9 protein-coding genes are annotated in these 11187 nt (G+C 71.8%); 7 read left to right on the forward strand and 2 right to left on the reverse strand.

What is annotated here, in order from left to right; genetic code table 11:
- Nucleotides 1-134: 134 nt before the first annotated feature.
- On the reverse strand, nt 135-1871 hold the full coding sequence (locus tag ACFU7Y_RS07085) for an amidase (protein ID WP_380766719.1): 1737 nt from the start codon (nt 1869-1871) through the stop codon (nt 135-137).
- A gap of 224 nt (nt 1872-2095) precedes the next feature.
- Here ACFU7Y_RS07085 and ACFU7Y_RS07090 point away from each other — a divergent pair, with 224 nt between their 5' ends.
- From ACFU7Y_RS07090 to ACFU7Y_RS07110, 5 genes are all read left to right on the forward strand, one after another.
- Complete coding sequence (locus ACFU7Y_RS07090) at nt 2096-3097, forward strand: LacI family DNA-binding transcriptional regulator (protein ID WP_380766720.1); 1002 nt, start codon at nt 2096-2098, stop codon at nt 3095-3097.
- Between the two features lie 569 nt (nt 3098-3666).
- Entirely contained in the window at nt 3667-5268 is a 1602-nt protein-coding gene (locus tag ACFU7Y_RS07095) for an ABC-F family ATP-binding cassette domain-containing protein (protein WP_380766721.1), read from the forward strand.
- A 693-nt stretch (nt 5269-5961) separates the two neighbouring features.
- Nucleotides 5962-6432, forward strand: coding sequence for a hypothetical protein (locus ACFU7Y_RS07100; RefSeq protein WP_380766722.1), 471 nt, complete (start codon nt 5962-5964; stop codon nt 6430-6432).
- A 47-nt stretch (nt 6433-6479) separates the two neighbouring features.
- Nucleotides 6480-6971: a hypothetical protein gene (locus tag ACFU7Y_RS07105; protein WP_224273216.1), complete on the forward strand. Its 492-nt coding sequence runs from the start codon at nt 6480-6482 to the stop codon at nt 6969-6971.
- Between the two features lie 1036 nt (nt 6972-8007).
- Complete coding sequence (locus ACFU7Y_RS07110; protein WP_374120129.1) at nt 8008-8403, forward strand: transglycosylase SLT domain-containing protein; 396 nt, start codon at nt 8008-8010, stop codon at nt 8401-8403.
- Between the two features lie 165 nt (nt 8404-8568).
- On the opposite strand, the gene ACFU7Y_RS07115 is transcribed toward ACFU7Y_RS07110, so the two are convergent.
- On the reverse strand, nt 8569-9207 hold the full coding sequence (locus ACFU7Y_RS07115) for a PadR family transcriptional regulator (protein ID WP_224284614.1): 639 nt from the start codon (nt 9205-9207) through the stop codon (nt 8569-8571).
- A gap of 105 nt (nt 9208-9312) precedes the next feature.
- On the opposite strand from ACFU7Y_RS07115, the gene ACFU7Y_RS07120 reads away from it, so the two are divergent.
- Nucleotides 9313-10257: an ATP-binding cassette domain-containing protein gene (locus ACFU7Y_RS07120; RefSeq protein ID WP_380766723.1), complete on the forward strand. Its 945-nt coding sequence runs from the start codon at nt 9313-9315 to the stop codon at nt 10255-10257.
- Entirely contained in the window at nt 10254-11096 is an 843-nt protein-coding gene (locus tag ACFU7Y_RS07125; RefSeq protein ID WP_380766724.1) for an ABC transporter permease, read from the forward strand. The genes ACFU7Y_RS07120 and ACFU7Y_RS07125 overlap by 4 nt, the downstream gene beginning before the upstream one ends.
- Nucleotides 11097-11187: the final 91 nt, after the last annotated feature.

Here is an 11187-nt window from a genome sequence, read left to right on the forward strand (position 1 = left end):
GTCCCGGTACCGCCCCTGAGAGCGCGGGCCGGGGCCGACCCGGGGACGGGTTCGCTCAAGGCACCGGTCGCCCACCCCGGTCACAACGGCAGCGCGCGCGGCACCACGGAGGGCGGTGCCGCGCGCCGCCCTTGTCACTCCGCCGAGAGCCGCGGCGTGCGGGGTGGCACCGTCCGCCGGCTGCCTGTCGCCTCGAAGGCCGTGGCAAGAGTCAGCAGGGCGTTGTCGTCGTAGGCGCGGCCCGCGAAGGTCAGCCCGACGGGCATGCCGGTGTCCGCCATGGTGCCCATGGGTACGGTCACCGTCGGGATGCCGAGGTGGCGGGGCACCAGGTTGCCGTTGGCGACCCAGACGCCGTTGCGCCAGCCGAGGTCGGCGGAGGCTTCGTTGACGTCCATGTCGGCCGGGGCGACGTCGGCGGCCGTGGGAAAGACCACGGCGTCCAGGTCGAGTTCGTTCATCCAGTCCTCCAGGTCGATCCGGCGGGTCTCTTCGAGTCCGCGCAGTCCCCGTTCGAGGTGCGGCATGTCGGTGAAGGACGCGTACGGGCGCTCGCGCACGAAGCGCGGGTAGTCGCCGATCGAGTCGTCGAACCCGGCGTAGCGGCCAGGGAGTTCACCCTGTTGCTGGGGCCAGATGCGGTCGCCGTCGACCTCGGACAGGGTGGTGAGCTCGGGGTCGCCGTTCGCGCGCAGGAAGTCGTCCCACGCCCAGGCGGACAGGTCCTCGATCTCGACGGTGAGGAAATCGCGGCTGACCAGCCCCCGGGTGAGCAGGGAGGGCGCGCCGGGCCGGTCGGCCTCGTAGTTGGTCACCACGGGGAAGTCGACCTCGACGACCTCGGCGCCGGCCGCCTCCAGGTCGCGGCGGGCAGCCTGCCACAGGGCGATGACCGAGGGGCGGGTGTCGACGCGCTGCCCGGTCTGGCCGCCGATGCCGCCCTCGGGGTTCGTTCCGGCGTCGGGGTCGGCGTTGATGTACATCCTGGGTACGCCGACGCGCTTGCCGGCGAGCGTGGCGCGTGCCGCCGCCGCGTCGGCGGGGGCCAGCGCCGGGTACGAGGTGGGACGGACCTGGGAGGCGGCGGGCAGCGGCACCCACGGCTGTGCGCGCCACAGGTCGCCGCGGGTGTCCGGGTCGTCGGCGACGACGACGTCGAGAAGTTCGAGGAGGTCGGCCATGGTGCGGGTGTGCGGGACCACGACGTCCATGGTCGGTACGAGCGGCCAGTTGCCGCGCACCGAGATCACGCCCCGGCTGGGGGTGTAGGCGCACAGGGCGTTGTTCGAGGCGGGCGCCCGGCCCGAGGACCAGGTCTCCTCGCCGAGGCCGAACGCGCCGAACGAGGCCGCCGTCGCGGTACCCGAGCCGTTGGAGGAGCCGGAGCCGTAGGCGCTGGTGAGCCAGTCGGCGCTGTAGGGGCTTTCGGCGCGGCCGTAGACGCCGCGCTGCATGCCGCCGTTCGCCATCGGAGGCATGTTGGTGAGGCCGATGAGCACGGCACCGGCGGCGCGCAGCCGCTCGATGGCGAAGGCGTCGCGCTGGGCGACGAGGTGCTCGAACGCCGGCGAACCGGCGGCGGCGGTCAGGCCCTTGGCGAGGTAGCTGTCCTTCGCGGTGTAGGGGATGCCGTCGAGGGGGCCGAGCGTCTCGCCGCGGGCGCGGCGGGCGTCGGAGGCCTCGGCCTCGGTGCGGGCGTCCGGATTCATCACGACCATCGCGTTGAGCGCGGTGGCGGTGCCGGGCCGGTCGTAGGCGTCGATCCGTGCGAGGTAGGCGTCGAGCAGCCCGACTGCGGTGGTCTCGCCCCTCTCCAGCGCCGCGCGAAGGTCGGCGATACCGGTCTCCACAACATCGAATCCGCGCGTCATGCGGGTGTCTCCCAGGTGGTCGGGTCGGACAGGGCGAACTGCCGGGCGTCGGACCGATCGCTCGTACACGGCGGGCACCCTTCCCGTCGCACTGGCCGGTCAAGTCGGCAGCCGTTGCTGGAACGTTCCAGCAGGCGCATCGTAAGCATTGCTGGAACGTTCCAGCAAGGGAGCGCGAACCGGAGGGGCAGAGCGAGGCGGGGCTGCGTCTAGACTTCCGGGCTGTGACCAGCCGCTCCGTGACCCTGATCGACGTGGCCCGGGCGGCCGGGGTGTCCAAGAGCACCGCCTCCAACGCGCTCGGCGGCTCCGGCCGGGTCTCCGAGACCACCCGCGAGCGTGTCCAGGACGTGGCCCGGGAACTCGGCTACCGGCCGAACACCGCGGCGCGCAGCCTGCGCCGTGCCGGCACCGGCGCGATCGGACTGCACCTGCCGCGTACGGCGACCCGCCTCGACTACTACATGAACCTGGCGTTCGGCGCGGTCGAGCGGGCCAGGGAGGACGGGCTGGACCTCGTCCTGCTCGCACCCGGCACGGCGGCCGGCGGCGGGCTCGCCGCCCGGGTGGACGGTCTGCTGGTGATCGACCCGGAGGTCGACGACCCGGAGGTTCCTGACCTGCTGGGCGCGGGCGTCCCGGTGGTCACGGGCGAACGCTACCTCGGCGGGGGCGTCGCACCGAGCGGTGCCGTGGTGTGCGACAACGCCGCCTCGCTGGTCGCACTGCTGGACCACCTCGCGGAGCGCGGCGCCCGGCGACCGGCCCTGCTCGTTCCCGGCCCCGGCTCCGACTGGGCCTCCGCACTCCGGGCGGCCGCTGGTGCCTGGAGCCGACGCGAGGGCGTCGAGGTGGCCGTGCGGACGGTGCCGTTCGCGGCAACGCCGGTCGAGGCCGAGGCGGCCACGGCCGACCTGATCGGCGGGGCCTCGGGTGCGGACGCGGTGGTGTGCGCCCCCGACGGTGCGGTTCCCGGCGTGCTGGCGGCCGCGGCACGGGCGGGCCGGCAGGTCGGGACGGACCTCCTGGTGGCGGCCTGCGTCGACGGAGCGGCGGCGCGCGGCTCAGGCCCCCAGGTCACCGCGGTCGACCTGCGCCCGTCGGAGTACGGGCGCGCGTGCGCGGCCCTGCTCAGCGATCTGCTGGCAGGATCGGCCGAGCCCGGAGCCGTGCGGTGGCACGACTGGGCGCTGAAGGTCCGGGAGTCCACGGCCGGCCGGGCCTGACACCGGGTCACGTGTCGCTTCGCGTGTGCCCTGCACGGCAGTTCGTGGGTTCGGTGCTCACCGGGACCGCTGAGGGCATGGGGGTGGCAGCGGTCGAAGGGGAACGGCCACGGGGTGATCCACGCAGTGGCGAAGCCGATGAGGCGGTCCTGGGGATCCAGGGCAGCCGCTGCGGTGAATCCCGGCCTGGTGACGTCACGGCTCAGCCGGAGCAGGTGGTCGTCCGCCGCAGGGTCGGGCTCGTGCCACGGTGGCCGGCCGAAGGCCTGCGCGCACACCGCGCTCCCCGCCCCGTTCAAAGCCGGACGACATGAGGCGAACAGCCGTACTGGCCGGAATCGACCAGCCTCGTCAGGCTCAGTTGCGCCTCTGGGCCGGGTAGCTCGTGCGGGTGACAACGCGGCCGTGTGCTGGTGCTGTTGGCCCACGGCGTTGGGTACTTGAATTCGGATGCGGCCGTTTCGGCGGGCCGCTAGCCTGGCCCGCATGTCTACGCCCCGAATTTCCTAGCCGACGGACCCACCTCCACGCCACCCGTGTGTCCGTTAGCTGTTTCGGAGCGTTATCCCATGATCACCACCCGTGGTGTCGACGTGCGCGTCGGCGCCCGTCTGCTGCTGTCCGACGTCACCCTCCACATCGCCCCCGGCGACCGGATCGGCCTGGTCGGCCGCAACGGCGCCGGCAAGACCACCCTGCTCGCCACCCTCGCCGGGCAACTGCCACCCGCCGCCGGGACGGTCACCCGCACCGGGCCGGTCGGCTACCTCCCCCAGGACTCCCGCGCTGCCGACCCGGCCGTCACCGTCACCGACCGCATCCTGTCCGCCCGCGGTCTGGACACCGCCGTCCGCGCGTTGCGCGCCGCCGAGGAGGCGATGGCCCGGGCCGGCTCCCCGGTGGAGGAGCGCCGGGCGATGGACGCCTACACCCGGGCCGAGGCCCGGTTCCAGTCCCGGGGCGGCTACGGCGCCGAGGCCGAGGCCGCCCGGGTCGCGGCCGGACTCGGGCTGCCCGCCCGGGTCATGGACTCCTCCGTCGGCACCCTCTCCGGCGGCCAGCGGCGCCGGGTCGAGCTGGCCCGCATCCTGTTCGCCGAGCACGGCACCCTGCTGCTGGACGAGCCCACCAACCACCTGGACGCCGACTCGGTCGGCTGGCTGCGCGGCTTCCTCGCCACCCACCAGGGCGGGCTGGTACTGATCAGCCACGACCTGGAGCTGGTGGAGGAGACCGTCAACCGGGTCTTCCACCTGGACCCGACCCGCGCCACCATCGACATCCACAACACCGGCTGGCAGGCCTATCTCACCCAGCGCGCGGCCGACGAACGCCGCCGCGCCCGCGAGCGGGCCAATGCCGAACGCAAGGCCGCCGCCCTGCACGCCCAGGCCGACCGGATGCGCGCCAGCGTCGCCACCGCGACGACAGCCCGCAGCATGGCCCGCCGCGCCGACCGGATGCTGGCCGAGCTCGAACCCGTCCGGCAGGTCGAACGCACCGCCCGGATCCGGCTGCCCGAACCCGCGCCCTGCGGCCGGATGCCGCTCGGCGCGATCAGCCTCGCCAAGGCCTACGGCGACCGGCCGGTGCTGACCGGGCTGGACCTCGCCGTCGACCGCGGCAGCCGGCTGATCGTCCTCGGGCCCAACGGTGCGGGCAAGACCACGCTGCTGCGGATCCTGGCCGGTCAGGAGACCCCGGACTCCGGCCGCGTCGTCCCCGGGACGGGGCTACGCCTCGGCTACTTCGCCCAGGAGCACGACACCCTGGCCCCGACGCTCAGCGTGCGCGACAACCTCGCCAAGGCCGCGCCCGACCTGACCGACGGCGAACTGCGGCACGTGCTCGGTGCGTTCCTCTTCCGCGGCGACGACGCCGACAAGCCGGCCAGGGTTCTGTCCGGCGGTGAGAAGACCCGCCTCGCCCTGGCCGCCCTGGTCCACTCCGGCGCCAACGTGCTCCTCCTGGACGAACCGACCAACAACCTCGATCCCGCCTCCCGCGCGGAGGTCCTGGCAGCGGTCGGCACCTACCCGGGTGCGATCGTGATGGTCACCCACGACCCCGGCGCCATCGAGGCCCTGCGGCCCGACCGCGTCCTGCTGCTGCCGGACGGGGACGAGGACCTGTGGCACGACTCGTACCTGGAGCTGGTCACCCAGTCCTGAGTGCCGGTGCCGGGCCCGGTCCCCGGCACCCTGGGCCTGGCCCACCACCCACGAACCGCCTCAGCGGTCGTGCGACTCCTCCTCGCCATGACCGGCCAGGGCGACCCGTCGTGAGCCGGTAGTACTGCAACGGTGCTTACTGTGACGAGGCCACAGCCCTTGGGCTGTGGCCTCGCCATTTGTCGTGGTTGGTCCGGGCATGGTGTCGGCTTCGGCGGCGTCGGCGGGACCAGTACAGGACATGGGCGATGCTGCGGCGGACCGGCCGGGTGAGAGGGGTGACCAGCCGGCGGACAAGGCGCATCCGGGTGCACGGCTCCTGCGCCAGCGTCGGCTCGGCCGGATCGTCCGAGACGTAGGTGCCGGTGTCGTGCTCGCTGCCGTCGCCCCCGATCCTCCACCCGGCGGGCAGCGTGGTGGCAGTCGGCAGAAGGTCGCGCAGGGCCGCTCCGGCAGGGATCGGAGGGCCGAACGCTGGGGCGCCGGACGTCCGGAGCGTCGGTGTGACCGTCGGGGCGGCACCCTGGGGAGGTGGCACCGGCCGCGGTCACGGCCGGCTTGTCGGAGACGAGTCCCGGGCCGGAGGAACACCCGGCGACAACGGCGGTCGTGCGGGCCTGCCGGGAGTGCGCGAGAGGGGCATGCCGACGCGCGGGATCAGAGCGGCTGGTGACCGTGGCTCGTTGAGTGGGTGTGACTGACATGACGGACAACGGCAGGGCTCGGGCTCCGATGGTGTGGGCGCTGGCGGTGCGCGAGGCGGCGCAGGGGCCGCCGTTCGCGGAATTGATCGTGGAGGTCGGCGCGGACCTGTATCCGGAGCTGGTGGAGGCCGCGGTCGACAGCGGCTTCACGCTTGCAGCGGGTGAGCCTCCGGACACGAGCGGGGTCGTGGAGGTCGGCGACGGCCGGGTGAAGCGCCTGGCGCTGGTCGGCGGGCGCCAGCTGTGGGAGCCGGACACGCGCGTCGAGGTCTCACCCGGCTGGCTGGCGGCAGCGGGGGGCCGGGGCGCCGTCGTGGTGATCCTCGTGCGGCCGGGCACCTGGCCGCCCGGTCTGATCGAACTGGGGCCCGAGGAACGTCTGGACGCGTTCACCCGGCGGTTCGAACAGGAGCAGAGGGCGGGCCGCATTCTGCACGGGACCGTATCGGTGCAGGTGTGAGCCACCAGGTTGGTGCGCGTGGAGACGCGGGGGAGCGGTATCGGTATGTGGGTCCGGCTGAGCCGAAGGCGCTCGTCCGGGCGGGTGGTGAGGGCCGGAGCATCCGCTCGTCGGCGGACTTCGGCGCGTGGGTCTCTGCGCTGACCCTGGATGAGTCGGCCGAGCCGTTCACGTTCGTCGTCGATGGCGGTGGGGTGCTGCGACTGGCTCCGCGCCGCAGCGAACACGTGGTGTGTGCGGGCGGCGGAGAGGTGCTGAGCGCCGGTGAGATGAGCTTCCGTGAGGAGTCCGGGCGGTGGGTGGTCGAGGAGGTCAGCAACCAGTCGACCGGCTACTGCCCGGACGTCGACTCATGGCCGGCCGTGGCCGAGGCCCTGGATCGGATCGGAATTCATCGCCCGTCCGGGTTCACACACGAGGTGGTCTTCCGCCGATGCCGCTCCTGCCGGGAGCTCAACATCGTGCGGGAGGAGGACTTCGTCTGCGTCTTCTGCGGCGAGGACCTGCCGCGGGAGTGGAACGTCAGGGAGCCCGGGTGACTGGTCAGACAGCGGAGATCGCGGCGCGTTGTGGGTGCGGCAGCACGGCGGTGCGACAGGTGAACCAGTTCATCCTTCGCGATGAGTTGTGGTGGGACTTCGCCCGACCGTCATGGGCCGAGCGGAGACCTATCGATCGCCCTGGCGAGATCCTCCGCGTGCCGGACGAGGAGTTGCCGCAAGGCCGTGTAGTGGTTGAGCGGATCCGGCCGTGGAAGCCGGAACCACGTGTTGGAGCGGCGCAGGAGCCAGTCCCGACGTACTTGATCGGGCTGGTCGGCTTCAACCGGCCGTGGAGCAAAGCGGGGCTCGCCTCGTGTGATGCAGCGGCCAGCCGTGGAACCGGGGCCGCGGAGCCCGGCCGGCACGCCGCTGGCCGCCCCGTAACGGCCCTGTGTCGCCAAAAGCAGCAGGCCCGGCCGCCCGAAAGAGGGCGGACGGGACTGCACCGGGGAGACGGGCCCTTTCGCATGCCCAGGGAGAGAAGGACCCGGGACCAGCTGCTGTCCAGGGCGAACGGCGAGGCCGAGCCGCCCGGTAACTGCTTCGGCGCCGTTCCCGCGTCGGCCGGGTGTGGTGGCGGTCTCAATGGCGGCCGCCCGGCGTTGACTCAGCGTGGTGGCGGCGGGCCGGTCGGTGATGTTGCCGGGGCCCGTGTGGTGAGTGCGCTCACACGGGAATGTGGTGCACGACGACGGATAGTGGTGTCCGTTTTGCACCATTTTGGGACTGTTTGGGTGAGTGGCTGAGGATGTTTGCGCAGGCCGGGAGGGGTCGGCGGGGATCGGCGCGCTCCGGGCGCCCGCCCCTTGAAGCGGTGCCGGCCTCTCCGGATACGACGGTGGGTCGTAGCGAGGGGGTTTTGTCGATGACCGGTCCGGCCTGGCAACAATTGCTGCATCGAGCCACTCCGGCACCTGTCCCGCCGGTGAACGGCCTACCGCCAAGCCACGCCCCGCGACCGTTACGGCCCCTGTCCGGCCACGGTCCGCAACGGGGAGTGACTCGGCCCAACCCGATTGAGGTCTTGCTCTACATGCCCGCTTTCAAGCTCCGTATGCGTACCTCTGCCGCGATTCTTGCCGGTGCCGCCGGTGTGACCGCCCTGGGTGCCGCCGTGGTCCCCGCGGTCGCCTCGGCCGCCGACGCCTCCCCGCAGGCCATCGCCGCCCGGATCGTGCCGGCGGACCAGCTGGCCTCGTTCAGCCAGATCATCTCCCACGAGTCCGGCTGGAACGTGACGGCGACCAACCCGAGCTCGGGCTCGTACGGACTGGGCCAGGCACTGCCGGCCTCCAAGATGGCCTCTGCCGGCGCGGACTGGAAGACCAACCCGACCACCCAGATCAAGTGGGCGCTGGACTACATGAACACCCGCTACGGCAGCCCGAACGCCGCCTGGAACTTCTGGCAGTCCCACCACTGGTACTAAGCCGACCTTTCGGCTTCCCCTCACCCCGGGGGCCGGACAGGGACCACCGGAGTGACCCACGAGGGCCTGTGCCCGCGCGAAAGCGCGGCCACAGGCCCTCCTGCCGTTCCCCGAACGTCCGAAACAACGCGGCATCGGCAGACAGCCGGCATGAGTTCGACCTCGCTAGCGGAGGTCCTCGGGATGCGGCCCCGTGGCGAACGGGTTCGGCTCGCCCTCCGCGAGCACCCCCACGAACGGTTCGCCCTCCCCTGCGAAGGTGTACGCGCCGCCCTCGATCCGCCCGATCAGGCTGTGCGTCCATTCCGCTTCGCTGTCCGCCGAGTGCACCCACATGTTCATGATCTCGCCGATGTGCCCGAGCTGTTCGGGGCCCTTCTCCGGCATGTAGTACCCGGTGACCTCGGCTCGCCACCGTTCAAGCCCCGCGATCCGCTCCTTGAGGAGCGCGACGGCCTCATCCCGCGGCAGGTCGACGATGAACCCGATGCCGGCCGAGAGCATGTCCATCTTCTGGTCGTACGAGGTCAGGGCCTCGCGCAGCAGATCGAAGTACTCCGCGGTGCCCTGGTCGGTGATCTCGTACTCGACGCGGGGCGGGCCGCCGACGGCGCTCGGTGCGACCTCGTGCGCGACGAGGAGTCCCTGCTTCGCCATCTGCTTGAGCGCGTGGTAGATCGAGCCCGGCTTGGCGCTGGACCACTCGTGGGCGCCCCAGAACTCCAGGTCGTTGCGTACCTGGTAGCCGTGCGCCCGTCCGTGCTGACGGACGGCGCCGAGGACCAGTAGCCGGATGGCAGACATGAGCAGCTCCCCTTCCTGGTTGGACTAATCAAATTTGACCAGCTGCGGAAGTCAGGCTACCTTCTCGGATTAGTCAAGTTTGATTACTGGCTGGAGGGGGACGTTTTGACTGACCACGATCCGGCGATCGTCGTCGAGGGACTGCGGAAGAAGTACGGGGACAAGCAGGCTCTCGACGGCCTCGATCTCACCGTCCGCAGCGGCACCGTCCAGGGGATTCTCGGCCGGAACGGCGCCGGCAAGACCACAGCCGTCCGCATCATGTCCACGCTGCTGCGCCCTGACGACGGGCGGGTCGAGGTGGCGGGGATCGACGCCAGGACCCGCGCCGACGAGGTGCGCTCGCGGATCGGGCTGCTCGGCCAGAGCGCCGCCGTCGACGAGGAGCTCAGCGGCCGACAGAACCTGGAGATGTTCGGTCGCCTCTACCACCTGGGCGCACGCCGCGCGAGCGCCCGGGCCGAGGAACTCCTCACCCGGTTCGGGCTCGCAGACACCGGAACGAAGGCCGTCAAGCAGTACAGCGGCGGGATGCGGCGGCGCCTCGACCTGGCGGCCTCCCTCATCTGCGAACCACGGGTGCTCTTCCTGGACGAGCCCACGACCGGGCTCGATCCCCGCGGCCGTACAGAGGTGTGGAACGCGGTGCGCTCGCTGGTCAGCGGCGGCACGACCGTGCTGCTGACCACGCAGTACCTGGAGGAGGCCGATCAGCTGGCCGACCGGATCGCGGTGATCAACCACGGGAAGGTCATTGCCCAGGGCACGGTGGACGAGCTGAAGACCAAGACGGGCGGCGACCGCATCGACGTGGTCCTGCACGACACGAGCCGCCTGGCCCGGGCGGCCTTGCTGCTGCCCGGGGCGGCGACCGTGGACGAGGACCGTCGGCTGGTCAGTGCCTCGGTCGGCGACCGGATGGCGGCGCTGACCGAGACCGTGCGGGCACTGGAGGCGGCCGGAATCGTGGCGGAGGACATCGCGGTGCGGCGGCCGACGCTCGACGAAGTCTTCATGCACCTGACGAAGACGGAGGCGGAGGCTGCATGAGCACGGTACAGAGCGTGAAGGTGTCCCGCGGTGCGGAAACCGCCGGCGGCACGGGTTCGAGGTTGCGCTGGGCGACCGCCGACTCCTGGACGATGACCAGGCGCGAGCTGGCCCACTGGGCACGGCAGCCCGTGCAGGTGGTCGTCGGGCTGGTCTTCCCGGTGATGATGCTGCTGATGTTCAGCTACCTGATCGGTGGCGGCCGGGGCATCGAGGGGGATTTCAAGGACTACCTGGTGCCCGGCATGCTCACCATGACGATGGCCTTCGGCCTTGAGGCCACGATGCTCTCCGTCACCCAGGACCTGGGCAAGGGGATCATCGACCGGTTCCGCTCGATGCCGATGGCGTCCGGTGCGGTCCTGGTCGGGCGGAGCGTCGCGGACATGCTGCAGTCGGCGGTCGGCCTGATCGTGATGATCGCGGTCGGCTACGCGATCGGATGGCGCTGGCACGGGGGATTCGCCTCGTTCCTGGGTGCGGTGGGACTGCTGGTGCTGCTGCGATTCGCGATGCTGTGGATCGGCATCCACCTGGCCATGGTCGCGGGCAAGCCGGAGCTGGTGCAGGCGGTGCAGATCCTGGTGTGGCCCGTCAGCTTCCTCTCCAACGCCATCGCCTCCCCGGAGTCGATGCCGTCCTGGCTGGGCGCGATCGTGGAGTGGAATCCGATGTCGGCGACGGCCACAGCGGTGCGCGGCCTGTTCGGCAACCCCGGTGCGGCAGGCGACTCATGGGCCGCGACGCACGCAGAACTGCTCGCGGTGGCGTGGCCGGTGGCCCTGGTGGCGGTGTTCTTCCCGCTGGCAGTGACGCGGTTCAGGGGCCTGAGCCGCTAGCGGACACGGCTCCGCCCCCGGGCCGACCGGTTCGGCCGGGAGCGGAGCCGTCCCGTGGTCTGCGGTGAGCCGATTTCCTCGGCTCACCGCC

Origin of the sequence: Kitasatospora sp. NPDC057542, from assembly GCF_042801945.1 — a bacterium.
In the GTDB taxonomy this organism is placed as follows: Bacteria; Actinomycetota; Actinomycetes; order Streptomycetales; family Streptomycetaceae; genus Kitasatospora.

Excerpts from the sequence above, each read along its gene's own strand:
- ACFU7Y_RS07095 (WP_380766721.1), top strand. The coding sequence starts at position 3,667 with ATGATCACCACCCGTGGTGTCGACGTGCGCGTCGGCGCCCGTCTGCTG.
- ACFU7Y_RS07115 (WP_224284614.1), bottom strand. The coding sequence starts at position 9,207 with ATGTCTGCCATCCGGCTACTGGTCCTCGGCGCCGTCCGTCAGCACGGA.
- ACFU7Y_RS07110 (WP_374120129.1), top strand. The coding sequence starts at position 8,008 with ATGCCCGCTTTCAAGCTCCGTATGCGTACCTCTGCCGCGATTCTTGCC.
- ACFU7Y_RS07125 (WP_380766724.1), top strand. The coding sequence starts at position 10,254 with ATGAGCACGGTACAGAGCGTGAAGGTGTCCCGCGGTGCGGAAACCGCC.
- ACFU7Y_RS07085 (WP_380766719.1), bottom strand. The coding sequence starts at position 1,871 with ATGACGCGCGGATTCGATGTTGTGGAGACCGGTATCGCCGACCTTCGC.